General features: G+C 71.0%; 16 protein-coding genes and 1 other RNA gene. 10 read left to right on the top strand and 7 right to left on the bottom strand.

Going from position 1 to position 25,438, the window contains the following annotated elements; genetic code table 11:
* Positions 1-311 precede the first annotated feature (311 nt).
* The 4 genes from BL254_RS04550 to BL254_RS04565 all read left to right on the top strand — a co-directional run bounded on the left by BL254_RS04550 (position 312) and on the right by BL254_RS04565 (position 3,741).
* Positions 312-1,274: an ABC transporter ATP-binding protein gene (locus BL254_RS04550; RefSeq protein WP_047221934.1), complete on the top strand. Its 963-nt coding sequence runs from the start codon at positions 312-314 to the stop codon at positions 1,272-1,274.
* 13 nt (positions 1,275-1,287) lie between these two features.
* Complete coding sequence (locus tag BL254_RS04555; protein ID WP_235433319.1) at positions 1,288-2,217, top strand: ABC transporter permease; 930 nt, start codon at positions 1,288-1,290, stop codon at positions 2,215-2,217.
* Positions 2,218-2,464: 247 nt separating this feature from the next.
* Positions 2,465-3,007 carry a hypothetical protein gene (locus BL254_RS04560; protein WP_139342175.1) on the top strand — a complete coding sequence of 181 codons (543 nt, stop codon included), beginning with the start codon at positions 2,465-2,467 and terminating at the stop codon, positions 3,005-3,007.
* A 272-nt stretch (positions 3,008-3,279) separates the two neighbouring features.
* Positions 3,280-3,741, top strand: a complete 462-nt coding sequence (locus BL254_RS04565; protein WP_139342176.1) for a hypothetical protein — start codon at positions 3,280-3,282, stop codon at positions 3,739-3,741.
* Positions 3,742-4,318: 577 nt separating this feature from the next.
* Here the strand turns inward: BL254_RS04565 and BL254_RS04570 are convergent.
* Positions 4,319-6,448 (bottom strand): hypothetical protein, encoded by a 2,130-nt coding sequence (locus tag BL254_RS04570; RefSeq protein ID WP_076842601.1) that lies wholly within the window; start codon positions 6,446-6,448, stop codon positions 4,319-4,321.
* Between the two features lie 360 nt (positions 6,449-6,808).
* A complete protein-coding gene (locus tag BL254_RS04575) occupies positions 6,809-7,069 on the bottom strand; it encodes a hypothetical protein (protein ID WP_338052688.1) in 261 nt (86 codons plus the stop codon).
* A gap of 375 nt (positions 7,070-7,444) precedes the next feature.
* Between BL254_RS04575 and BL254_RS04580 the strand changes: the two genes are divergently transcribed.
* From BL254_RS04580 to BL254_RS04590, 3 genes are all read left to right on the top strand, one after another.
* Complete coding sequence (locus tag BL254_RS04580) at positions 7,445-8,509, top strand: Nif3-like dinuclear metal center hexameric protein (protein ID WP_052914345.1); 1,065 nt, start codon at positions 7,445-7,447, stop codon at positions 8,507-8,509.
* 70 nt (positions 8,510-8,579) lie between these two features.
* Positions 8,580-9,323, top strand: a complete 744-nt coding sequence (locus BL254_RS04585; RefSeq protein ID WP_076842649.1) for a zinc ribbon domain-containing protein — start codon at positions 8,580-8,582, stop codon at positions 9,321-9,323.
* A gap of 115 nt (positions 9,324-9,438) precedes the next feature.
* Positions 9,439-10,581, top strand: a complete 1,143-nt coding sequence (locus BL254_RS04590) for a bifunctional RNase H/acid phosphatase (protein ID WP_047221929.1) — start codon at positions 9,439-9,441, stop codon at positions 10,579-10,581.
* 46 nt (positions 10,582-10,627) lie between these two features.
* On the opposite strand, the gene BL254_RS04595 is transcribed toward BL254_RS04590, so the two are convergent.
* Both BL254_RS04595 and BL254_RS04600 read right to left on the bottom strand, forming a co-directional pair.
* Positions 10,628-14,119 (bottom strand): DEAD/DEAH box helicase, encoded by a 3,492-nt coding sequence (locus BL254_RS04595; RefSeq protein ID WP_076842602.1) that lies wholly within the window; start codon positions 14,117-14,119, stop codon positions 10,628-10,630.
* A gap of 289 nt (positions 14,120-14,408) precedes the next feature.
* Positions 14,409-14,867: a lipopolysaccharide assembly protein LapA domain-containing protein gene (locus BL254_RS04600; RefSeq protein ID WP_047221928.1), complete on the bottom strand. Its 459-nt coding sequence runs from the start codon at positions 14,865-14,867 to the stop codon at positions 14,409-14,411.
* Positions 14,868-15,145: 278 nt separating this feature from the next.
* Here BL254_RS04600 and rnpB point away from each other — a divergent pair.
* An RNA gene (gene rnpB, locus BL254_RS04605) (RNase P RNA component class A) lies at positions 15,146-15,557 on the top strand.
* 310 nt (positions 15,558-15,867) lie between these two features.
* On the opposite strand, the gene BL254_RS28935 is transcribed toward rnpB, so the two are convergent.
* Positions 15,868-16,536, bottom strand: a complete 669-nt coding sequence (locus BL254_RS28935; RefSeq protein ID WP_076842603.1) for a tetratricopeptide repeat protein — start codon at positions 16,534-16,536, stop codon at positions 15,868-15,870.
* A gap of 641 nt (positions 16,537-17,177) precedes the next feature.
* On the opposite strand from BL254_RS28935, the gene BL254_RS04615 reads away from it, so the two are divergent.
* Both BL254_RS04615 and BL254_RS04620 read left to right on the top strand, forming a co-directional pair.
* Complete coding sequence (locus BL254_RS04615; RefSeq protein ID WP_076842604.1) at positions 17,178-19,415, top strand: tyrosinase family protein; 2,238 nt, start codon at positions 17,178-17,180, stop codon at positions 19,413-19,415.
* Positions 19,416-19,429: 14 nt separating this feature from the next.
* On the top strand, positions 19,430-20,251 hold the full coding sequence (locus tag BL254_RS04620) for a DUF2182 domain-containing protein (RefSeq protein WP_052914316.1): 822 nt from the start codon (positions 19,430-19,432) through the stop codon (positions 20,249-20,251).
* A gap of 64 nt (positions 20,252-20,315) precedes the next feature.
* Here BL254_RS04620 and BL254_RS04625 read toward each other — a convergent pair whose 3' ends face one another.
* Together BL254_RS04625 and fxsT are read right to left on the bottom strand one after the other, a co-directional pair.
* Positions 20,316-21,560, bottom strand: coding sequence for a serine protease (locus tag BL254_RS04625; protein ID WP_083730834.1), 1,245 nt, complete (start codon positions 21,558-21,560; stop codon positions 20,316-20,318).
* A gap of 808 nt (positions 21,561-22,368) precedes the next feature.
* Entirely contained in the window at positions 22,369-25,377 is a 3,009-nt protein-coding gene (gene fxsT, locus BL254_RS04630; protein ID WP_076842605.1) for an FxSxx-COOH system tetratricopeptide repeat protein, read from the bottom strand.
* Positions 25,378-25,438: the final 61 nt, after the last annotated feature.

Raw genomic sequence — 25,438 nt, forward strand, 5'->3', positions numbered from 1 at the left:
AGCGGRCATGGCTGCCGGGTGGGCCCGGTTACCGACCTGAAGTGGGCCCGGCCGGCAGACCGCGCGGCGCGTTCCCCTCACCCCGGCCGGTCACGGATCTGAAACGATCCGGAAACCGGCCCTGAAGTGACCCGGGTAACGGTCCTGAAGTGAGCCCAGGGACTGACACGCGCAGCGAACCAGGCGCTGGCCGCGGGCAGCGGCCCGGGTACCGAAGCGGTGGCCCGGGTGACGGCCGGCTGGTGAATATCCGGCCGAGGAGGTGGCCCTCACCAGCCCTCAGGCCGACTCCACGCCCGCGGGCTGCGACAATGGGCCGCGTGCTGAGCTACGTCGTGCGTGGGCTCACCCGCCGGCACGGCGCGGGTGAGCATGCCGTACTCGCCACCTCCAACATCGATCTTGATGTCGGACGCGGCGAGGTCTTCGGTGTCCTCGGGCCGAATGGCGCTGGTAAGACCACGCTGCTGCGTCAGCTCATGGGGCTGATCCGGCCGGACGCCGGGTCCATCACGATGTTCGGGTGGGACGTCGTCGCCCGTCCCGACATCCCGCCGCGGCTGGCGGCCTATCTCGGCCAGCACGACATGGCCCTGGAGGATCTGCCGGTGGGTCGCGCGGTGGAGACCACCGCGCGACTGCGTGGCCTCGGTCGTGGCGCGGCGCGGGCGGCCCGTGACGCCGTCGTCGACGAACTCGGCCTCGCCCCGGTCGTGGCCCGGCCGATGCGGCAACTTTCCGGCGGTCAGCGCAGGCTCGCCTCCGTCGCCTGCACCCTGGTCGGCGACCGTATGGTGCTCGTCCTGGACGAGCCGACCACCGGCCTGGACCCGACCGCCCGACGCGCGGTGTGGTCGGCGCTCGAACGCCGCCGGGCCGCCGCGGGCGTCACCGTGGTGCTGGTCACCCACAACGTCCTGGAGGCGGAGACGGTGCTCGACCGGGTCGCGGTCCTCGACGCTGGTCGGGTGATCGCCTGTGACACCCCCGGACGGCTCAAGGCGTCGGTGAGCAACGACGTTCGGCTGGACCTTGTCTGGCGCTGCGATCCGCCCGCCCACGACCCGACGATCGCCCGTCTCGCCCGGCAGGCCGAGATCAGTGGCCGTCGCTGGACCACGCGCATGGACGCGGCCGCCGCCCGAGACGCGCTCGCGCGGCTGACCAGCGGCCCCGCCTTCGCCGCCCTCGACGACTTCACGCTGGCCACGCCGTCCCTGGAGGACGTCTATCTCGCCCTTGGCGGAGCATCCCGCACCCTGGAGCGCACATGAGCACGGTTATCCTGTGACCGCCGCCGCAGCTTACGACGCGGCCGGGCAGATCGCCGGCCGGGCCGTCGAGGCGGCCGGCCCGCCCACCGAGACCGTCTCGATCGTCGAACGGACGGCCGATACCCTCGACCGGTCCGTCGGCGGCTTTTCCCGGGCCGTGGCGGCGGCTGACACGCCCGTGCCGCTGCCGCCGAGCACCCCCTTCGGGGCCGCGCTCGGCGCCGTCTACGTCGGCCAGCTCGCCCGGGCCCGGGTGGCCCGAGTGCCTCTGCTGTTCGTCGCCGCGTTCCAGTCGCTCGGGATCATGCTGCTGCTACGCGGAGTGGTCGATGTTGGCAACGAGACGACCAGCGAGCAGGTGGTGGCGGGCTCGACCGTGCTGGTGGTGGCCTTCGTCGCGCTGAACCTTCTCGCGCAGCGCTTCGGGGCGCTGCGCGCGGCCGGGGCGCTGGACTACTACCTGACTCTGCCCGTCCCGGGCAGCGCCGTGGTGCTTGGCACGGCCGCTTCCTACGCGTCGTTCGCGGTACCAGGGATGATTATTACGGCTGTGGTGGGCTCGCTGCTGTACGGTCTGCCTCTGTCGGGCCTGTGGCTGCTGCTGCCGGTGGCTGTCATGGCCGGTGCGTCTCTCGCTGGAATCGGCGCGGTCATCGGGCTGCTCGCTCCCCGCCAGGAACTTGCGACGGTCGCCGGACAGGTCGGTATGAGCGTCGTGCTGTTCCTCGGGATCATCCCGGCGGACCGGTTGCCGCTCGGGATCGACGTGCTGCGTGACCTGCTACCCAGCACATACGCGGTGGATGTGCTGGCCGGCGCCTTCCGGCCGTCGGTCAACTGGGGCATGGTCACCGTCGATCTGCTGGTGTGCGCGCTGGTGGCGTTCGTCACGCTGCTGGCGGCCAGTATCGCGCTGCGACGTGCCGGTAACGCCCCGCGTTAGGCCGTTGCGGTGGATTCTCAGCCGCGCGGGCCGACGCCCATCCGGTCGCTATCCATCAGCAACAGCCTGGCATGACAGTTACGCGAACGCTGACAGGACCGTTGACGGCGCGCATCACAACGCGCAGTTGCGGGGCCTCCCTGAGGCGCAGCAGTCTGAGGCGCAGCAGTCCGGTGCCGGGCATCCCCGCTCACCGCGGCCAGGCCAGCATGACCAGCCCGATGGCGTCGTGGCGGACGGTTGGCCGATGCTCGAGGAGCCTCGGCGTCGTTTCTGGGCTGTGGGCAGGTCCGGGCTTTTCACCGGCCTGCTGTGCGCGCTCGTCATGGCTGCCTTCGGCCTGCCTGTCGGGCTGTTGTGGGCGTTGACGGCCCCGCGCCTGAACGTTCGGGCGGTACTGGCTGGCAGTGAGATCGTTTTCGATGCTCAGGCCGGTGTCGACGTGTACTTCGCCGTGATCTGCGTTGTCGCCGGTCTGATCGGGGGGCTCCTCGGCTTCTGGCGGGGCCGTGACAGCGGCTGGCCGGTCCCCGTGGGACTGGCTCTGGGCGGGATCGGCGGCTCCCTGCTGGCGAGTTGGATCGGGCATGTGCTGCGGTCGGCGCGAGCCGTCTCGCAGTTGCCCGAGGGTGCCAGCAGCTTGGTCATCCAACTTGTCGAGTTCCGGTTGCGTTCGTCTGGCTTCCTGCTCGTCCTGCCCGCCGTGTCGCTGCTGGTGCTGTCGGTGCTGAGCTGGTTGTCGCTCTTCGTGATGCCACGCCGCGAGATGCCACGCGGCGAACAGATGTGAACAGTCCCCGCTGGACGCCATGCCACGGTTCCTATCGGGTTGCTACAGGGTTGCTACGGGAGGCGCGGTTCCGGTTTCGCCAGAGGCGCTCGCGAGTGGGCTGGGGCCGGCGCACAGCGCTGTCCGTCGCTCCGGACGCACCTGGTGGCCTTGTGTTCGGTTGGTATGGACAACGATGATGCTCTGTCCGCTCGGTCAGAATGCTCATGCGGTGACGGTGGGCTGGCAAAGCTGGACGACGCCCTGTTCGCTTGGGTCAGGAGGTCGAGGCCGTGGTCGAACCCACACCGGAGTTGCTGGTCGTCATCGCGTCACGGACAGTCAGGCTGGATCCGGCAGTCCACGGTTCTGATGATCTTAACGGTCCAGTCGGCCCTGGCAAGCACGGTGATGTGGCCGGCCCCGCGGAGGAGAAGGGACCCGACGGKAGCGATCGCTACCAGACGGTCCTCACCGCTCTGCGAGAGATCGCGCAGGTCACGGCGGTCCTACCACCTCGTCTGGCCCTGGTCGCCGCGTCGAAGACCCAGGCGGACGCGTTGATCCGGCTTCCCGGTGTTGCCGGAGTGTTCCTCGAAGCGGTTCCGGCGGGCCTGCGTGAGACGCTCACCGCGAGTGAGCATCTCTTCGTGGATGGATGGCTCGCGCGCCTGGCTGGTAAGCAACGTTCCGCGGAGGGACTGCCCTGGGACGCCACCGACACCGGCCGACTGCCTCCCGGGCCACCCACATGACCGGTGCGAGAACCGGTGAGCACGGCGCCTCCGCGGGTCGCCGGCCCGGCCGCGGATGCGGGGCCGGAGAGGGCCGGCTCGGAAAGGACGCGGTCGGCGGCCCGGGCCCCGTGTCACGTACGACGAGCGTCCCGCGACCACCCGCGACGACCAGCCAGCCCACCCGAGTCAGGGGAGCTATCGTTACGTACGGACAGGCATGTTTCGGAAGGTTTCAGGCGGGGGTCCCGAGCCGAAGCACATGATGTCGCGTGTTCTCGCCCGGTCGATCGGTCGTCCGCTGACCAGCGCGTACGCCGGTACTCCTGCGGCGGAGAGCGAGAAGCGACGGATGCTGGATCCGTTGTATCGGCTCATCGCCATCGGCTCATCGCCGACGCGATCGTCACCTCCCACCGGGGGCTTGCTGTGATCCTCGGAACCGGCGGCTGTGTCGCGATACTGATCGTCTCGCCCGGCGTCGCGTCCGTGGTTGTCACGGGACTGACCGTGCTCGGCCTCCTGTACCAGTTGGCGTTCCGCCGCTGACATCATGCGGCGGAACGCCGACGTACGACCTGGATCCGGGAAACGACCGCTAGAAGATCTTCCCGGGTGGCAGCCACTGGAAGGTGTCCGACGTGCGGGCCATCGCGTACAGCCGGTCGCCGACTCTCGCCACCACCTCCAGATGCTTGCCGAACGAGCTCTGGATCATGGTGACCGCGTCGACGTGGCCGAGTTCGGTGGCGAACCTGGTCGGGCCGCTCCAGGGAAAGCCGGCCGCGTCGTTGTTCCGCCACAGGTGGACCAGACCGCCGCTGGCCGACGGCACGAGCACCTCGAAGTTGCYGATCCGGCCGAACCCGCTCTGGATCAGCACCGGATTTCCGGTGACGCCTTCGGCGAACACCGTCGAGGTCCGCCACACGCCGTCCTGGGTACGGTAAATGTGGGCCAGCCGACCGCCTGCCAGCGCGACGGCTTCCAGGTTGCCGTTGTCGAAGTTTCCCTGGATGAGGCTGACCGCGTCGACATGGCCGAGGTTCGCCGCCACGACGACGGGCTGGCTCCAGGGGAAACCGGCGACGTCGTTGTTGCGCGAGAGGTAGAGCAGGCCGACGTCGGCGGCGGGCGCCAGCACCTCGAACGTGCCGCGCCGGCCCAGCCTGCTGTGGATCAGTGACGGTGTCCCGGCGACACCGTCGGTTATCCGGGTGGGGGACTGCCAGCGCAGGGCGGGCCCGCTGTCACGCCAGAGGAACAGCAGCGACTTCCCGACCCGGGCGAGCGCTTCCAACGCCCCCGGTGTCGCCAGCCTGCTCTGGATCATTGTGAGCGCGTCGATCCGACCGTTGCCCTGTGCCACCTGTGTCGGTTCCCGCCAGGGGAAACCGGGAGCGTCGTTGTCCCGCCACAGGTGTGTCATCCCGGCGAACGCCGACGGCACCACCAGTTCGAAGTTGCCGGTGTGCCCGAAGCTGCTCTGCACCAGGACGGGATTGCCACCGACCCCGCGGCCCCAGCCGACGTGGCTGGGGGTGTAGCGGCACAGCTCGAAGCTGTTCGACCGCATCAGGCAGTTGACGCTGTCCGGTGCGCAGCCGTCGCAGTTGCCGTTCGGGGTGGCGAACCGGCCCCATGTCCCACCGCAGTTGCATCCGCTGGCGGCGTACTCGTCGGGACAGCCGAAGATGTGGCCTGTCTCGTGGGCGAAGACCCGGTCGAGGTTGTCCGGACCCCATCCGTCGTTGTCGTAGGACAGGACGAGCCGGGGCCCGCCGATGGAGCTGTAGGCGAAGTACTGCAGCGGGTATTTGGTGACGAACGCACAGTAGGACCATCGTGTGACGTGCCTGGCGCGCAGGTCGTCGACGTAGTCGTAGACTCCGTCGAAGTTCGGCTGGTAGCCGAGCTGGCTCATGGCCGGGTCCCGCCAGCGTGCTTCCAGGTCGGCCGCGGCGGGGTCCGGGGGAGTGGAGATCCGGACGACCTTGATGTCGTAGCTGAAGGTGAGCTCTGCCGCCGGGTTGACGGTGGCGTACCAGGACAGGCCGTTCTGGATCTCGGCGACGGTCTTGGTGCGTTCCGCGGCGGTGAACTGCAGATCGGCGCTCGGCCCTTCCACGATGATCACGCCGATCGCGATGCTGCCCTCCATGAAGGCGCTGGTGGGCCCGCCGGTGCCGCCTCCGCCGCCTGGCTGGCCGAGCTGTCCGTCGGCGGGGACGGCGGCGGCGGTGAGCACGGGGGCGCCGCTCGTGCCCAGGCTGGTGGGGGATGGCGAGTCGGTGGGGGAGCGAGGCTGTCGCGGGACGCCGCCGCCACCGCCGTCCGGGGCCTGCCCGGAGGAGCCTCGCGGCGGTGGGACGTCGGTGCACGGCCGGTCCCAGTCCCACAGCTCGTCGGATCTCGCGCGGTCCTGTTTGGCCCGCTGGTAGTCGGTACTGGCGCGTAACTGGAAGGCGGCCAGGCCCAGACGTTCGAGCCCGTCGAGATGGGCGGGGTCGACGGCGGTGGCGCCGGAGGCGCCCGGCCCGGGAGAGGAGTCCGGGGCGACCGTGGCGGGGCTGACGATGCTGACCCGGCCGTAGCAGTGGAGCACCCGCGCGGACTCGTTGGTCGGTGGCGGCTGGTCGACTGGGTCCGAGCCGTCGTCACGTGCCGTGCTCGCCTGCGCGTACGCATGTGCCACGATGATCTGTTCGGCTGGTATGTCCCCCGCCATGGATGATCCGTATCCCTTCTGGTGGATGAGCGGTGCGGATGAACTGTGCGGAGTTGTACCTTGTTGATCTAGAATTGTGTCGTGTTTGGGAAAAGTGTGCGGATGTCCAGCCCGATGTCGTATTCGCGCAGCAAAGATCCGCGTCAGGGGTTCGAGCGCCGAGATCCGCGTACCGGATGGATTCGGAATGGGCCGGAAATCGGATGGCTGCCGGATCCGGAACAGCCCCGGCCCCGGACCCGAGATCGTCGGGGCCGGGGCCGGGATGGGCTCTGCCGGGGGTGACCGGGTGCCGGGCGGCGGTCGGAAGTAGTTACAAAAAGTGACCAGCCGCTCGGGATGACCGGTTACAGCGGCCGGTTACAGTGGGCGACGCAGTGGAGTCGAGGGTGGTGGYTCGCCCCGGTGCTGCGGGTCGCCCCAGCCCACGGAGCCCGGCATGCTGGGCTGGAGATGCTGCCCCGCTCCGGTCTGCTGCCCCGGCTGGCCCGACTGGCCGCCGCGGGCCTGTGCGGCCAGGGCCTCCGCCGCGTTGTGCATGAGCATCTCGATCAGCCGTACGGCCTGCGTGGTCGGAAGGTTCAGTACGACCTCGGCGTCGCCGGCAATCGTGAACGTCACGGATACATCCGCCATGTCGGAATCACGTCCTTGGGTGGGCGCTGGGTGCCTCCGCAGGCGCATATGTCACGATTGCGCCTCCTTCGACCTGAGTCTGCCTGAACAAACGTGCATGTGCGGTTTGGATCCGTCTGCCACAGGGGCCACGGTACGGCGCGACGGCCGGCCGGTGCCCGCTGCCTCGCGGTGGACCTGCCGGCGCGGCCGCGCCGATCACGGCCCGGTAGTGTCCGGACGGTGGCAGCATCACATCCTCCTGCGCGTCCGGACCTGGGCGACCATCGCGAAAGRCAGCCCGGAACGCCGGTCGGATCACCGCTTGGACCGCTGCCCGGACCACTGCCCGGATCGTCGTGGGTATCGGTGGTGTCGGGGGTGTTGGGGGCGCCCGGGTCACAGCCTGGATCGTCGGGACTACCGGCCGACGCCCGCCGGCAGCAGCCCAGCGTGGCCGAGTGCGTCGCCGAACTGGAGCGGTGCTATCCGCCGTCCTGGGCGCAGTCGTGGGACGCGGTGGGGCTCGCCGTCGGTGACCCGAACATGCCGGTTCAGCATGTTCTGTTCGCCGTCGACCCCGTCGTCGAGGTCGTCCGGGAGGCTGTCGAGCAGGGTGCGCAACTGCTGGTCACCCACCATCCACTGTTCCTGCGGGGGGTGCACGGGGTGGCCGAGACGAGCGCGGGCGGTCGGGTCGTGGCCACCGCCATCCGTGGTGGGGTGGCGCTGTTCACCGCCCACACGAATGCCGATGTGGCCTGCCCGGGGGTGAGCGACGCGCTCGCGGACGCGCTCGGGCTCACCGCCGTCGAACCGCTCGACGGGCCACCGGAGCGGCCGGAGAAGCCGGCCGGGCCGCCAGCGCGGCCGGGAGAGCCGGGAGAGCTGGGAGAAGAGCCACCGCCCGGCCCGGCCCGGTCCGGCAACGGTGGCCTCGGCCGGGTCGGTGAGCTGCCCCGGGCCGAGCCGCTGCATGTCTTCTGCGCGCGGGTGGCCGCCGCGCTGCCCGCCACCGCCGGTGGGGTGCGTGCCACCGGCGACCCGGACCGCCCGGTGCGCCGGATCGCGGTCTGCGGTGGCTCCGGCGGCGAACTGATCGGTGCGGCCGCGCGTGCCGGCGCCGACGCGCTGGTGACCGCCGACGGACGTCACCACCACGTCCTCGACGCCGTGGCTGCCCACGACGTGGCGCTCGTGGACGTGGCGCACTGGGCCAGCGAATGGCCGTGGCTGCACATCGCCTCCGCCCGGTTGCGTGTCGGTCTGGCCGCCCGAGGCCGTACGGTGAACACCACGGTCTCCGCCCTGGTGACGGACCCGTGGCGCTGGCACGCGGCCTCGCCGTGGCCGACCGGGCCGGATCCCGACCGAGCGGCGGGCCAGGGCTACGGCCAGGGCCAGGGCCAGGTTGACGATCGTGACCAGGGCCGGGACCAGCGGTGACGGATGCTGCCGGGAACGCTGCCGGGAACAACACCCACGGAGCACAGCCGCGGAGCACAGTGAGGAGCACATGAAGGCCGATCCAGCGACCCAGCTTCGTCTGTTGGACGTACAGGCGATCGACTCCAGCCTTGACCGGCTCGCCGCACGCCGGCGCAACCTGCCCGAGCATGCCGAGATCGACAAGCTGGACGCGCAGCTTGCCGCCCTCAACGACGATCTGGTCCGGGTCTCCACCCAGGTGCGGGATCTGGGCCGGTCGCAACAGAAACTGGAAACCGAGGTCGACCTGGTGCGCTCCCGGGCCGCCCGGGACCGTAGGCGTCTGGACTCCGGGCAGATCACCAACGCCCGTGAGCTGGAGAACCTGCAGGCGGAGATCGCCTCGCTGGCCCGCCGACAGGGCGTCCTCGAAGACGAACTGCTCGAGCTCATGGAGACCGCCGAGGGGCTGGAGGCCCGAGCCGGGGTGATCAGGGCGGATCAGGAGCGGGTCAACGCCGAGCGGGCGACGTCCGTGGCCAGCCGGGACGCGGCGCTGGCCGAGATCGACAACGAGGTGGCGGCCCGCCGTGCCGAGCGGGAGGCCATCGTCCCGACCCTGCCCGCCGACCTGGTGGCCCTGTACGAGCGGCTGCGAGCCTCGTCCGCCGGAGTGGGGGCGGCCAGGCTCGTCCGGCGCCGCTGCGAAGGATGCCACCTGGAGCTCTCCGGCGGTGACCTGCGCGAGGTCGCGGCGGCTCCCGTGGACGCCGTCGTGCGTTGTGAGGAATGCCGGCGCATCCTCGTCCGGACCACGGAATCAGGCCTGTGAGCCGAGTCGTCCCGGTGGGCATGGCCGGGCCAGCGGAGGGAACCAGCCCCGTGGACGGGCCCGGTCCGGTGGACGGGACCGGGCCCGCGCGCCGGCGAGCGGATAGGAGTCGACCATGAGTGACCGTCCGGCACGCCGGCTCGTCGTCGAGGCCGACGGCGGGTCACGGGGCAATCCGGGCCCGGCGGGGTACGGGGCGCTCGTCCGCGACGCCGACACCGGTGCGGTCCTGGCCGAGCGGGCGGGCGCGATCGGCCGGGCGACCAACAACGTCGCCGAGTACCAGGGCCTGATCGCCGGGCTGCGCGCCGCGGCCGACCTTGCCCCGGACGCCGACGTCGAGGTCCGGATGGACTCCAAGCTCGTCGTCGAGCAGATGAGCGGGCGCTGGAAGATCAAACATCCGGCCATGCGGCCGCTGGCGACGCAGGCCGCCGACGTCGCGCGGGAGTTCCCGCGGGTCCGCTACACCTGGATCCCGCGGGAGCGCAACGCCCACGCCGACCGGCTGGCGAACGAGGCCATGGACGCCGCCGCGCAGGGCCGCACCTGGGAGCCGCCCGAGCCCCAGTCGCCGGAGCCCGTCCCGCACGAGGCACCGACCACCCACCGGCTGTCGGGCTGGATGGCCCCGCCCACGCCACCCACCACCACCGTGCTGCTACGGCACGGGCAGACCCCGATGTCGGTGGAGAAGCGGTTCAGCGGCACGGTGGACGCGACCCTGACCGATATCGGCCAGGCGCAGGCACTCGCCGTGGCGGGACGGCTGCGCGACGTCCCCTTCGACGCGGTGTACTGCTCGCCGCTGAAACGGGCCCGGCAGACCGCGGACGCCCTCGGCCGTGACTATCTGATCGACGACGACCTGCGCGAGACCGACTTCGGGACCTGGGAGACCCTGACCTTCGGCGAGGTCCGCCAGCGCTTCCCGGACGAGCTGAACGCCTGGCTGGCCGACCCGTCGGTCGCCCCGCCCGGCGGGGAGAGCATCCTCGCCACGATCCGGCGGGTCACCGCCGCCCGGGACCGCATCCTGGCCGCGCATCCGGGCAGTCGGATCCTGATCGTCTCGCACGTGACCCCGATCAAGACTCTCGCGCTGCTGGCGCTGGACGCCTCGCCCGCGGTCCTCTACCGGCTCCACCTCGACCTGGTGTCGATCTCCACGATCGACTGGTACTCGGACGGCCCGGCCGTGCTGCGCAGCTTCAACGACGGCATCCACGCCGCCCACCTGGTCGAGCCAGGCCAGTAGCCGGTAACTCACCGGGCTGTACCACCCCGGGCTCTCGTCCGCTCTTTCACGGTGTCCGTGCGCACCGGCAGGGCGTGGGGAGGGATGCGGGCGCGGTGCGGCGCATGGCAGCCTGCTCGTCGTCGGTGAGGCGGTCGAGGTGACGTGCCAGCGCGTCGAAGTAGCGGTGCGTGCTCCAGGCAGCATGGTCACCTATGACGAACAGCCGCCTTCTCGCTCGGCTGACGGCGACGTTGAGCAGGTTCGGGCTGCTGGCCGCCCAGGATCGCGGGCCCGGGTGGGGGCCGCCCGCGCCGAGGACGATCAGGACGACGTCGGCTTCCTTGCCCTGCGTGGTGTGGACCGTACCGACATGGTCCCGGTTCACCACCCGGCACAGGCTGCCCCGCAGCCCGGCGACGACGTCACGGAACGGGCTGACGACGAACAGGTCCACCGCCGGATCCAGTCCCTGGTCGACGAGGCGGTGGACGATGACGTTGGCGGCGTCCGCCTCGGCGGGGTGCCACTTGCCCTGGGCGCTCGTCCCGGCGGGTACGTCCCACCACACGCTGCGGCGTGCGATGCCGTACTCGCCTCGTCTGACGCCGTGCACCATCAGCCCGCCGTAGGCGATGTCGTTGCTGATGGAGAACATCGGCTGGTCGCAGCGGCGGTGTACGCGCAGTGGCGAGCCGACCCAGACGTGCTCGGTGTCCGACCCGTCCGGCGCGGGCAGGAAGGTGCCGTAGCGGTTCAGCCTGTCGGCGACGCGCTGTGCGGAGGCCTGTGACGACGACCACTCCTCGTCGACCCCGTAGGTGCGACGCAGTGCCTGCTGGGCGGTGTGGGGCAGGGTGACGACTGGCTCCAACTGCAGCGGATCGCCCACGATGACGGCGCGCCTGGCTCGCCAGAGCGCGCCGACCGGCATCTGCGCCGTCGCCTGGCCCGCCTCGTCGACCAGAAGCCAGCCGAGCGCGTCCTGCCCGAGACCGGCGAACATCCGGTCGAGGGAGGCGAAGGTCGTGGAGACGACGGGGACGGCGAGGAAGAGGTTCTGCCAGGCGGCTAGTACGGCGCCGGGTGGGATGGTCTTCGGCGCGTTGCCGCACAGGACGTCCATAGCCGCGTCGAGATTCTTGCGTATCCGGTCGGCGGCGCCTTCGATGAAGGCACGGTGCAAGTCCATGGCGGCGAGGAACAGCCGGGTGCGGGCGGCGGTGAACTCAGGGTCGGACCACGGCGAGCCGAGCTCGCGGTCGGCAGCATCCTCACCGCTGGCACCGTTCGCCTCCGGGTCGTGGGCGGGTACATGCGGGCCCCAGACCGCTCGGGCCGCGTCCACCGTCTCCCGAAGCGCGTCGCGGCGGCGTTCCGCAAGCCAGGCTTCCTCCCGTGCGGCCCTTGCCTCGGCGTCGGCAGTCAGCTGCGCCTGCTTGTGGACGGTGACCGTTCTGGCCTGCTCGTCATGGGTGGCCTCGGCGGCACGGTGGGCCTCGGTGAGGGCCTGGTGTTCCGCACGCCAGTCGCGTTGCGCGCCACCCAGGGTGAACAGGCCCTGGACGAAGCCTGGTCGGCTGTGTTGGTGTTCGGTCCGCCGCTCGGCCCAGCGTTGTACGTCGCGTTCCAGTGTGGCCAGCGTCTGGTATGCCTGGGCAAGCGGCGCGAGCGTCGCACGGTGGTGTTGCTCAGCGTCACGGGCTGCGTCGTGAGCGGTCCGGGCGGCCTGCTCCGCATCGCTCAGGTCGCGCAGCGCCCGCGCGRCCCGCTGCCGTTCGTCGCGCAGCTCGAGGACGGTGCGTTCCGCCTCGCGGAAGCGGTTCACGGCTGCCCGCCAGGCGCTGGCATCTGGYCGCTGGGTTGCCGCCAGGTGCTTCAGCAGGTCACGCATGCCCTGGCCGGAGGGCTGTCTCACCGGGGCGGTGTGGGTCCGGCCGGGGGTGATGGCGGCCTGGCGCCTTTCCCGCARGGTCCCGAACCAGTAGGTGTTGCGGAAGTCCTGGCGGTTGCTTTTCCTGCCCAGCGAGGCGGCGAGCGTGCCCCAGGCCTCGGCGCCGTCGAGGATGAGCCGGCCCTGCTCGGGGAAGTACGATGYCTCGCCACGCCAGGCCTCGTCGACGGCATCCRTCTCGGGGAGCTGTTTGGACACGTTCTCCACGGCGCCGTTGTTCGCCGATGCGACGACGATCTCGAAGCCGGTCAGCGTGCTGATCGGTGCGCACACCGACCGGTGCAGGTCGGCCGTGGTCCACCGATGAGTCTGGCCGGTGAAGGCATCCGCTGGCCGGGTAAGCTCGGCGAGACGCTGGGTGCGTAGCACGAGCACGGCCGCGATGAGGTCACGTAGCTGGGTGGTCTTGCCGGTGCCCGGCGGCCCGTTGACGGCGTAGACGCCTTCGCTGTCGGCAAGGTGCGCCAGGATGGCGTTGACGGAGAACTGCTGGCTGAGCACCAGGGGATGTTCCGTCTTCGCGGGCCAGCGGCCCAGCGGGAATCGCTCCGGCCGCACACCGGCGAGCACGGCGTCGGGGTTACGCCGTAGGTCGACGCGATGGTTGGTGGGAATGGCGGTGGCCGCCGTCAGATAGTCGCGCAGTGCCTTCCCGGGCTCGGATTCGGACAGTCTGTCGGCCACGAGCGCCAGGTCGGCCGCGATGAAGCTGTTGAGAAAGTCCGTGCCCGCCGCATTGTCGGCACGTTTGACGGAGACCTGCCGGCTCTGGACGCGGATGGCCATGGGCGCCAGATCGGCGGTGACACCGAAGCGTTCTGACAGCCATCGGGTGACGGCGGACAGGTCCGGCACCGTCAACGGCTTGTCACCGAGCCTCGGGGGCTCGTCGCCTTCCGCACGCCGGTCTCCCGCGGCGCCGTCCATATGATCATCCAGCGCATGCTGCGCCCCGGCCTCCGCGGCACCGACCAGCGCCCCCGCGGCCGCGTCACCCAGCAGCGGCGCGACCAGTGGCGCAACCGCACCGCCCGCCGCGCCGAGCGCGATCTCGCAGAACAGCCCGGCGAACGGCTTCAGCCGCCCGGCCGCGCGTTCCACGACCTCCAGCCTGCCATCCCCGACGTCGAGGACGATCTGCTCACAGGCTTTGGCCTCGTCGTCGAAGCCGTCGAGCCATCCGTCCTTTCTCGGCCCCGGACTACGCGCTCGTCCGACCGCCCAGGCACACGCGGAGAAGGTGATCGAGTCATGGATGATCCGCCCTTCGTCGGTGGCCTGGAAGGCGAGTAGCGCGCTGTCTCCGTCGATGCGCGCATCGTGGTCCTCTTCGTTCTCGCCGAAGACCTCCAGCAGCACATCCCGCACCGCGGCGATGCGGTAGATCCCGCAGTACACCGTGTGYTGCCACACCGTTCCCTCGGCCAGGGGTACTGCCCGCAGCGGATGCCTCCGCTCCCACGGCAGCGGCCGACCGCCGTCGACCGGGTACATCCGGTTGCCGGGCGAGACCTTGCCGACCTGCTGGGGGCTGAACATCTCGACRGCACGCCAGTACCGCACGATCTGTGCCCTGCGCCGCCGCTCCACACGCGCCGAGACCACCCCGATAGCCTCATTTCTCCGCGGAAAGCAACAGCCTTTTATACGGAGCGTACCCGTTTGGTCGCCCGCATCGGGAACCGGTTCTGGCCGCGGGAAGATCCATAGGGAGTTCCGCCCGGCGAAGATGGCCGACTGAACCCGGCTRGACGTGGTGACCGCACCTGCTCTTTCTGACTGGCTACCGGAGTTGATTTCCGATGTGTCAGATTGCGGTCACGCTGGGACGCGGTCTGCTGGCAGGCATGGACATCCGACAGCCCGGTTGGAGGGGCCGACCTGTCAGGCCAGGTCAGGGGGTCTGGGACTGCTGGGCCGGGTGCCTGCCGCGGCGGTACTGGCGCAGTTCCCGGCGGACCTTGACCTGGGTGATCAGGCCGACCAGCAGCCCGATCACCAGGCCGGCCGCCGCCGACGCGGCGAGCGCGCCCGCGAGCGAGGTGTTATGGATGGAGCCGAACAGCCACACGTTCACCCGCTGGTCGTTGCGCACGACGAACACGATCACGGCGATCGCGAGCAGCAGGACGAGGACGGTGACGGCATAGACGACATAGCTGACGCCGCGACGCCCGCCGGCCGGCGCGGGCCCGGCAGGCGGCGGCGTGGGCCCGGCGGGCGGCGGAACGGATCCGGGGCCGGGCGGAGCGGGCGCGACCGGGCCGCCACCGGCTGTCGCCGCGCCGGCGGATGGCGGCGTCACCGGACGGGTGTAGTCGATCTTTTTGGTGGGTTCCCCGGGCGTTGTCACAGCCTGTCCCGTCCCTCGTCTTCCAGGTGGTGTCGTGCTCTTCCAGATGATGGTGCGTTCTTTCGGGCGATGTGTTCTTCCGAACCGGCGTGTTCGTTCGGCCTGTTGTTGTCGGGTCAGCCCCGGACGACCCCGTTGACAGCCGCGTCAGGTTGCCAGGTGCGGTGACGGCCGGTGCCCGTCCTGGCATCTGATGTTGTTCTGGCACGCAGTATCCCCGCCGCGGACCGTCGGGGTGAGCCGGGGCGTCTGTGGTGTCATATGCTGACGGTCACGGATGAGTCGGCCAGGCGGTCGCGTCGGTTCCGCTCACGCGGAGCCGCCGAGGAACGTCCGGGCTCCACAGGGCGGGGTGGTGGGTAACACCCACCCGGGGTGACCCGCGGGACAGTGCCACAGAAAACAGACCGCCGGCGTCCTCGGACGCCGGTAAGGGTGAAACGGTGCGGTAAGAGCGCACCAGCGCCCGGGGTGACCCGGGCGGCTAGGTAAACCCCACCCGGAGCAAGGTCAAAAGGTTCCGGAGCTTTCGGGCTCCGGGGCTGCGCAGGCGTTCGAGGGCTGCCCGCCCGAGCCTGCGGGTGGACCGCTGGAGGCTGTCGGCAACGGCAGCCCGAGATGGATGACCGCCAGCCGGAGCCGTCTCACGGCCCCGGCCCACAGAACCCGGCGTATAGGTCGACTCATCCGCCCCACCGCCCCTGAGCTGGGCGGACAGCAGTATCCCGTGATCATGGCCCGTACCTGGCCCGGGGGAGCGCCGAGCACGGAGCCGACGGCCCGGCGCTTGCGACGCCCAGCTGAAAAGGCACCGGTGACCAGGACGGTTCACCGCCCGCGCCCGCCCGCGGCCCGAAACGGACGACGAGCCCCGATCGGGCTGATGCGCAGGGCGCCTGCCCTTCATCGGCGCGTTCGACAGCACTCGCGACGACCTGTCCGAGCGGGGCGGACGAAGCTGACCGGCCCCTCGGCCTGCCAGCTACGAGACCACCTGTGGTCACCGTCTGAGAAGTCTCCTGATCCATCCCGGACGTTCCGCGACACCGGTGGCGGCGGCCAGGTTCCTCCTGATCGTGACGACCTGCGGATGGTCGGGGCCGAGGACGCGCAGCCGGTCGGTGAGGGTCTGCTCGTACAGGTCGATGGCCTCCGCCACCCGCCCCGTCGTCTGGTAGGCGTAGGCGAGGTTGTTGCGGGTGGTCAGGGTGTCGGGGTGGTCGGGGCCGAGGATGCGCAGCCGGTCGGTGAGGGTCTGCTCGAACAGGCCGATCGCCTCGCCCAGCCGCCCCGCCGTCTGGTAGGCGCTGGCGAGGTTGTTGCGGGTGGTCAGGGTGTCGGGGTGGTCGGGGCCGAGGATGCGCAGCCGGTCGGTAAGGGTCTGCTCGTACAGGCCGATGGCCTCCGTCACCCGCCCCGCCGTCCGGTAGGTGTAGGCGAGGTTGCCACGGGTGGTCAGGGTGTCGGGGTGGTCGGGGCCGAGGATGGAGAATGCCTGAGTAACGGTGTAATACCCAGCGCCAGCGAGCCATTTCCGCAGGTGGAGGCCCCGGCGTCGGCAGCTGCCGGAAGATCTTCTGACGGTCCCCTCCGGGGCAGGCCGGCGATGGCCACGCCACAGACTTCCCGGACTTGTGGAATGAGGCGACGCTGTCGCCGTGTCGATCATCTGGCGTCATGCCCGACAGCAATCGTTGGCAGCACCATGAGCGGGCGAACGCCGGAAGGTGCCGAGAAGTATGTACCCAGCTCAGGGCGCTGAAACGGGGGAATTGCGCAGGCCGGGGCCCTGGCCGTCGCATCTCCTGGCGTACCGGCCGGCTTATCCACCCCACCGCTTCTGAGCTGGGCGGACAGGGCGCACGGCGGTATGTTGATGCCGCGTGGCTCCGCACGGCACGGGCATGATTTCGGTTTCTCCGGTCGCCGGGGCGACGCGACGCATCACCAGCGGATGAAGGCACGCTGCCGGCAGCCATCAACCGGCACGGCAGCCTGCCATGCCAGCATCGCTGGCCCATGGCCACGGCCGGCCATACAGGCCGGCGCACCGCCGTGTCACCCCCAAAGAAGATCGGAAATCTTAATTCCGTGGCGTTTGGACCTGTACCTGTTGTCTGCGTCCACCCCCGTGCTATAAATAGCTGCCAGCGTACCGGGGCGGGGGTGGGCGCAGCGTCCACAATATTGTTTGCGCGTCGTCAGAATATGTTCCCCGCATGGTCCGCCGGGTTGCCGGCCGCCATTGTTCTCTGAACGCGGGGCGGCGAAGYATTTTCTTGACATCCGTGGACGGGGGAAGGGAAAACCATGGCCTGGCAGACGTGGGAAAGCCTCGGAGGAGTACTGACGTCCGGCCCCGGGGCCGCGTCGTGGGGTTCGGGGCGGCTCGACGTGTTCGCGCGGGGGACGGACAGCGCCCTGTGGCACCGATGGTATGACAACGGCTGGAGCGAATGGGAGAGCCTAGGCGGCGTCCTGACCTCCGAACCGGCCGCGGTCTCCTGGGCCTCCGGCCGCATCGACGTGTTCGCGCGGGGGACCGACAGCGCACTGTGGCACCGGTGGTATGACAACGGCTGGAGCGAATGGGAGAGCCTCGGCGGCACGCTCACCTCCGGGCCGGCGGTGTCCTCGTGGGCCGCGGGGCGGCTCGACGTGTTCGCGCGGGGGACCGACAGCGCGTTGTGGCATCGGTGGTATGACAACGGCTGGAGCGAATGGGAGAGTCTCGGCGGCACGCTCACGTCGTCACCCGCCGCGGTCTCGTGGGGCCCGGGCCGCATCGACGTGTTCGCCGCCGGCACCGACAGTGCGCTGTGGCACCGGTGGTACGACAACGGCTGGAGCGGCTGGGAGAGCCTCGGTGGCACGCTGACCTCCGCGCCGGCCGCCGCGTCGTGGGCCGCGGGCCGGCTCGACGTGTTCGCCGCCGGCACCGACAGCGCGTTGTGGCACCGGTGGTACGACAACGGCTGGGGTGACTGGGAGAGCCTCGGTGGCACGCTGACCTCCGCCCCGGCCGCCGTCTCGTGGGGGCCGAACCGCGTCGACGCCTTCGCCGCGGGCACCGACAGCGCGTTGTGGCACCAGTGGTGGGACGCGCCGGCACCGGCCGTTCTCGTGCGGCGGGAAGCCTGGTCGCTGCAGGCGGACAGCCCCTTCGACCCGATCACCCTTGCCTATGCCAAGGCGGTTCAGGTGCTGCGGGCACGACCCGCGTCCGACCCCACCAGCCTGACCTACCAGGCGGCGATCCACGGCTCGTACCGCACGCCGCCGCCCGGGGCGAACTGGAACGAATGCCAGCACCGGAGCTGGTTCTTCCTCCCCTGGCACCGCATATATCTGTACTATTTCGAGCGTATCGTCCGTAAAGTCGTGCTCGACGCGGGCGGTCCGGCCGACTTCGCGCTGCCGTACTGGAACTACGACCGTCCTTTCCCGGGCAACACGCTGCCGCCCGCCTTCCGGACGCCGACACTGCCCGACGGGACGGCCAACCCGCTGTTCGTGCCGGCCCCCGGCCGTGACGCGGCCCTGGTGGCCGGCGGGCAGATACCGCCGGCCGCGACGACGAGCGCTGCCGCGCTGGCCCGGACGAACTTCTCGGCGCTGCCCGGCCAGCCGAGTTTCGGCGGCGGACGGACCGGGCCGGCTCATTTCGGCAGCGCCCTCGGAGCTCTGGAGTCGACTCCGCACAACGTCCTGCACCCGACGATCGGTGGTTCCGCCACCAGCGCCACCCCCTGCGGGGCCGCGCTCATGACCGACCCCAACTGCGCCGCCCTCGACCCGATCTTCTGGCTGCACCACGCCAACATCGACCGGCTGTGGAACGTCTGGCTCGCGCGGGGGGGCGGCCGGGCGAACCCGACGGAGGCGGCGTGGCTGACCCAGTCCTTCGTCTTCCACGACGAGACCGGCGCCCAGGTGACCCTGACCGGAGCGGACGTCGTTGACACCGCGACACAGCTCGGTTATGTCTACGACGACGCGCCCGCGACACCCGAGCGGAAGGTGATCGAAGTGGCGGTTCCCCCGTCACCGCCCAGCGGCCCGCCCGAGCTCGGCGGGGCCACGGAGGAAACACTGGTGCTCACCGGTGCCACCGCCACGGCGCGGCTGACCGTCCCGGAGAGCACCAGGGGCGTCGTGGCCGGCGGTGGCGACAGCGGCCAGGTGCTGATCAGCGTCGACGACGTCGAGGCCGAGCGCGACCCGGGCCTCGCCTACGCCGTCTACCTGGGCAGGCCGGACGCCGCGGACAGCGAGCGCCTGCACATCGGCAACGTCTCGCTCTTCGGTGTCGCGGCCGCCGCCGACCCGGAGCGGGCGCACGGCGACAGCGGGTTCGGCCATGTCTTCGACGCGACCGAGCAGGTGCGGGTGCTGCGGGAGCGCGGCGAGTGGGACCCGGGATCCGTGGTGGTGACGTTCGAGCCGATCCGGGTGCTCCCGCCGCCGGGCGTGGCGGCCGTCGAGCCCGAGGCCGCGCCCGYGACCCCACCGGTCCGGATCGGTCGCGTGAGCCTGTTCGTGGCCTGACGGCCGGGCCGGCCGTGCTCAGCCCTCCCGGACAGGGACAGCTACGGGAATACCGGCGCCGGGCCGCCGTCGCCCTGCGCTGGCGGCCCGAGTGGCCGTTCGCGCTGGTCGTCGTGGTGGCCTGGGCCGTGCTGCTGAGCGGCGTGCTGCTGAGCGGGCACGGCCCAGGCCACCACCCGGCGGCCCACCACGGGCCGGCGCATGGACACGCCGCCGCCGTGGGCGGCGGTGCCGGCGGACGCGGCGGGTGGAGCACGCTGCTGGACGGCCTGCCCGCCGCGCTGTCGGTCTGGACGGTCATGTCGGTGGCGATGATGCTGCCGGTGGCGCTGCCGGCCACCCGCCACGTCGCCCTCAACAGCATCCGGGAGCGGCGGGCCCGGGCGATGACCGTCTTCGTCGCCACCTACATCGCGGTCTGGGCCCTGTTCGGCCTCGTGGCCCTGCTCGGCGTGCGCGCGGCCACCGACGTCGCCGGCGTCGGCGGCCGGGCACTGCTGCTGGCCGCGCTCGCGGCCGCGGCGCTCTGGCAGGCCAGCGGGATCAAGCGCCGGAGCCTGGCCCAGTGCCGGCGCACCGTGCCGCTGCCGCCGGTCGGACGGCGGGCGGACGTCGCGTGCGCGCGGTTCGCGTTCCTGCACGGCAGACGATGCGTGCTCTCCTGCTGGCCGCTGATGGTTCTCATGGCCGTCGTCGAGCACGGCGCCGTCGTCTGGATGATCGCGTTGACCGTGGTCGTCTCCGCCGAGGAACTGACCCGTGTCGGCCGCCGCCTGCCGGGCCTGTCCGCCGTCGCGCTCACCCTGACCGCGGCGTTCCTGGTGCTCAGCGGGTGAGGAGCGGCGGGCTGACGCGGTAGCGGACGCCCCTCACCCGCCCACCGGGCCCGGGCCGAACAGGTCAGGAGCGCGACGTGACCTCCGGCCACGGTGTGCCCGGGTCGCCTTCGGGGCCGTGGCCGTCTGGTGCGTAGCCGCGGAAGACAGCATGGTCCGGGCCGGTCCGGGCTGTGTCCTCGCCGGTGGAGGCGGGCGGGCCGGGGCTGACCAGGTCGCCGCGCAGCCGGATGTCGAACGGGACCGTGAGCGCGAGCCGAGGCCCGCCACCGACGGTCTCGGGAGCCCGCTCTGGCGGGGCGACGGCCGTGGGCGGGCTGGCCGGAGCTGCCGGGGCTGCCGGGTCGGCGGAGATCCGGTCGAGGAGGGCCTGCTGCTCCGGCGGAAGGGGCTGGGAGCGGAGGAAGGCCAGCAGCCGGCTGATCCGGATCCCCTCGTTGACAAAGCCGCCGAGTTCCCTGTGGTCCGGCGCCTGGACGGCGGCATGGTGCAGCGCGACGATCTCCCACTGGTCGTTGAAGACCGGCGAACCGGACGATCCGGGTTCGGTGTCCGTCTCGTAGTGCAGGAACAGGTCGAGCAGGTCCACGATCCGGTTCTCCCGCAGCGCGACCTGCTTCTTCCCCCCGCCGGGATGCTGGATGATCGTGACGAAATCCCCGACGATGGCTTTGCCCTCCCCTTCGAACAGCCGGTTGAACCCGAACCGGGCCAGCTCCGCCGGGGCGGCCCGCACCGCGACCAGCGCGAAGTCCAGCCGCTGGTCGGCGATGAAGAACCGGGCCGGGTCCAGCGCGAAGGGGACGGGTGCCAGCGGCCGGCCGTCGGGCGCGTCCTGATAGTCGAATTCGACACCGCTGAACCCGGCCGTCCGGGCGTCGGGGAGCACGTGATGATTGGTCAGCAGCAGCTCCGGGGAGACCAGGCTGCCGGTGCCGTAGCCGGCCAGCCGGCCCCGCCCGTCCCGGATGACGACCCGGCCGACCGACCGCGCGGCGGCGACACCGCCTTCCAGGTAACCGACCCCGAGCAGGTCGTTCGTTGCCAGGATCCGTTCCAGGACGGCGCTTGCCGCCGCGGTGGCGGCTGGTTCCCCGGCGGCCACCGCGGCCGGGCTGACCGGCCGCACATCCGGGTAGAAACGGGCCAGCCGGTCGATCCGGGTCGCCACCCGGGCCGGCTCGTCCGCCCGCGCGATTCCACCCCGCTCCCGCAGGACCGCGATTTTTCCTTGGCGCTGTTCGCTTCTGTCCGCCACCCGGGCCGCGACGGCGGCCCGCAGCTCGGACGGTACCTCCTCCACTGACATTGTGGCCCCCGCAGGTCGTCGGAAACTGGGCCGGAACGACACGCCGGCCCGTCGGGAAAAGTCGCTGGCAAAATTTCAGAAAAAGCGGCGCGCGGACTATCGTGGAGAAGATCCTGTCGCGGCGCGGGCGCCTTCAGTGCAACATTTCCGTGCGCGCCGCATGTCACCCCCCGGGCCGCCCTGCCATGCTGTCAACCGACGATTCAAGAGTAGAGAAGGCCCCGTGGCGGCGCCAGTACCTTTTACACACCGGTTCTTTTTTTGTGCACCGCGTGTCACTTACCCCGGCGGGGCCCGGGCAACGGCCCACCCGCCCTCGTCCCGTGCCGCCCGGGAGCACCCCCTGATCCCCGTCCGGCGCGTCAGCGGTGGCGCATGACGGCTGCCGCCGGCGCGACACTCCCGTCCCGTCCGCGCTTGTGTTGTGTTCGGCGACCGCCCGGAGATGGAGAATCCGGGGCCGCCGCGGTTCGGTCGCACCGTCGACGACATCCGTCGCGGGTGTCCAAGCCTCGTGACCGGGTCATCGGCCGGGTCTTCCGCCCGCCGGGGCCGATCKAGCGGTGAGGCGGCGGAATTCGGCGCATGACCACCGCCCGCCTGGACGGGACACGGGACGGCGGCCTCCCGCCTTGGAAGAGGAAAAGGCCGTTACCTTTCCCGACCCGTACCTTTCCCGACCCGTCTCACTCTGTTGGCGGCCGCCAACCGGAAACTCACCGCACCGACATTACTACCCCACGGAATGGCGTCCGGAGCGCGGTGCACGGGGTGTGATGGGGGAGGGAGGAAGGCCGCCGGTCCTGGTTCAGGCCGAGGGCTCGGGGGCATGCGGCTTCGGGCCGGTGAGTGTGTCGCCGGGCGTTGTGCGTGTTCTGATCTGGTCGGCCTGTATACGCAGGACGGCCGCGAGGTTACGCGAGGCGGTGATCGTGTCAGGGTGGTCCTCGCCGAGTATCCGCCGGCGCCGGGCGAGGACGTCATCGAACCTTGTCCGGGCCTCGGTGTAGCGGCCCTGTAGCCGTAACGTGACTGCGATGTTGCGTATGGCGGTGACCGTGTCCGGGTGGTTCTCGCCGAGGATGCGTTGTGATCGGGCGAGCACGTCGTCGAGCATCGTTCGTGCTTCGGCGTAGTCGCCCTGTGCTCGTACCGTCAACGCGAGGTTGTGGGCGGCGGTGATTGTGTCGGGGTGGTCCTCACCGAGATCGCGCCGGCGCCGGGCGAGTACGTCGTCGAGCATCGTCCGTGCCTCGGCGTGGTGGCCTTGCGTCCGTAGCGTGACGGCGAGGTCGTGCACGGCGGTAATCGTGTCTGGGTGCTCCTCGCCAAGAATTCGTCGCCGTCGGGTGAGTACGTCTTCGATGCCGGCCTGTGCCGCGCCGTGCTTGCCCCGCACCCGCAACAGGCCCGCGAGATTGGCCGCGGCGGTGATCGTGTCCGGATGCTCCTCGCCGAGGACCTGGCGCCGCCGGGCGAGCACGTCGTTGAACATCGTCCACGCCCTGGCATAGTCGCCCAGCAGCCTCATCGTGAACGCGAGATTGGCCGCGGCGGTGATCGTGTCGGGGTGGTCCTCGCCGAGGATGCGGCGGCGCCGGGTGAGCACGTCGTCGAACATGCTCCGGGCTTCGGCGTAGTCGCCCTGTACCCGTACCGTGAACGCGAGTTCGTGCGCGGCGGTGATCGTATGCGGGTGGTCCTCGCCGAGGATGCGGCGCGATCGGGTGAGCACGTTGTCGAACATCGACTGTGCTTCGGCGTAGTCGCCCTGCATTCGTACCGTGAAAGCGATGTTACGCGCGGCGGTGATCGTGTCGGGGTGTTCCTCGCCGAGGATGYGGCGGCGCCGAGTGAGCACGTCGTCGAACATGGCCCGGGCCTCGGCGTAGTTGCCCTGCGCCCGCACCGTGCGCGCGAGGCTGCCCAGAGCGGCGATCGTGTGCGGGTGGTCCTCGCCGAGGACGGACGACCAGCGGGTGTGGGCGTCGCGTCCCAGGCTGTGGCTGCCCGGGTAGTCGCCGCGTGCCCGCAGGTAGCGGACCAGGCGAATGATCATGATGCGGCTGTCCGGGTGATCGTCCTCCACGAGGCCGGTCGCGACGGCATGGGGGTGGATTCGGGCGTAGCGGGGCCAGCTGTCAGGACGGTTCCGGTGCGGCGGATGCCCGGCGGCCAGCAGCCGGTGCACGGCCGTACGCAACCGGGGCCGCAGCGCGGCGGGGGTGTCGTCGCGGAGCACGGCCTGCACCAGCCGGTGCATGACCACCGTGCCGTCGACATGCCGGACGACCGCCAGCCGCGCCAGCCAGCCGGCGGTCTCCGGCAGCCGCAGCTGATCGGCCGCTACCTCCCGTAACGGTTCGGGCAGCAGTCCGGCGGTCTCGGGACGGACGAGATCGGCCGGGATCGGTTCCGGGCCGAAGTGCGCCCACAGCCGGGCCAGCATCACCACCGCCGGGTCGTCCACGCCGTGCAGTGTGACCGTCCACGTTGCCGCGACCGGCTGCACACCGTCCGGCGCACCCTTGGTCAGGAGCACCCGCCGGGGTCCGCTGGCCCCGGCCGGCGGCCCGTCCGGCCCTCTCCTGGCCGTGCGCGTCCGTAGCTGGTCGACAAGAAGATCGGCATAGTCTGCGGGCGCCATCCCGGTTTCCGCCAGCCACGCTCCGGCCTGTTCCAGCGCCAGTGGCAGGTCCCCGACCGCGGCGGCGATCCGTGCCGCGTCCACCTCGCTGATCGTGGGGACGCGGGCCCGCAGCAGCCCGACCGCTTCCGGCCGGGGCAGCACGTCRACCTCCACAGTGTTGACCAGCCGGGACCACCGGCTGTCCCGTGACGTGATCAGAACATGCCCGCCACTCACCGCCGCCGCCAGCACCCCGAACGGATCAGCCGGCTTGCCGGCGTTGTCCAGCACCAGTAGCCAGCGCCGGTACCGGCGGCCCGCAGCCAGCAGGCCCACCACCGCCCGGGCGGACTCCTCCGCCGCCCCCGCCACCGCGACCCCGCAGCGCTCCGCCAGCCGCGCCAACGACGCGACCGCCACCGCCGGCTCCTCCGCCGGCACCCACCACACCAGGTCGTAGTCGCGGGCGTGCCGGTAGGCGTACTCCACCGCCAACTGGGTCTTCCCCACCCCACCCAGCCCGTGCACCGCCACCGGGAGCGCCACCGCCGTCCCCCCACCGGCCAGCCGCTCCCGCAGCAGCGACAGCTCCACATCCCGGCCGGTAAACCACCGGTTACGCGGCCAGTCCACCGACCACACCGYCGGCGCCACCCCCGGAAACCGCGGCCGGCGACCCTCCACCCCCTCCGACCCGCTACTTTCCAGGCTCCCCGACCCGCCGGGAAACACCGGGGGCGCGGTCGGCCGCGCCTCACCGGTCCGCACCGCGTCCACCGCCGCCGCCAACCGGCCCACCGCCACCTGCGCGGCCACCCCGACCAGATCGGTGTACACAATCCCGTCAAACGGCGCCGGCGGATCGAACGCGGCCACCCGCACCGGCAGCAACCGCCGCCGCACCCCCACCAGATCAGCCCGCCACGCCGCCTGCCATTCAGCCCCGCACGCCTGCGAGGCCACATACGCCGGGGAGAGCACCGCCACCGTCCGGGCCGACCGGTTCATCCCCTCGGCCATCCGCTGCGACCAGGACATCCCCGCGACCATGTGCCACGCCTGGATCAACACCCGGAACCCGGCGGCCTCCAACTCCCAGGCCACCCACTCCGCCCAGCCCCGATCCGCCTGCGTGTACGAGACAAAAAAATCCCACTCGAACCCGTCATCGCCCCCGTCACCGATCACACCGACAGGATTTCACCGCAAACCGCTGCCGGCCACTGCCCTGGCACTGTCCGACAGCGGA

Origin of the sequence: Protofrankia sp. BMG5.30 (assembly GCF_001983005.1) — a bacterium.
GTDB lineage: Bacteria > Actinomycetota > Actinomycetes > Frankiales > Frankiaceae > Protofrankia > Protofrankia coriariae.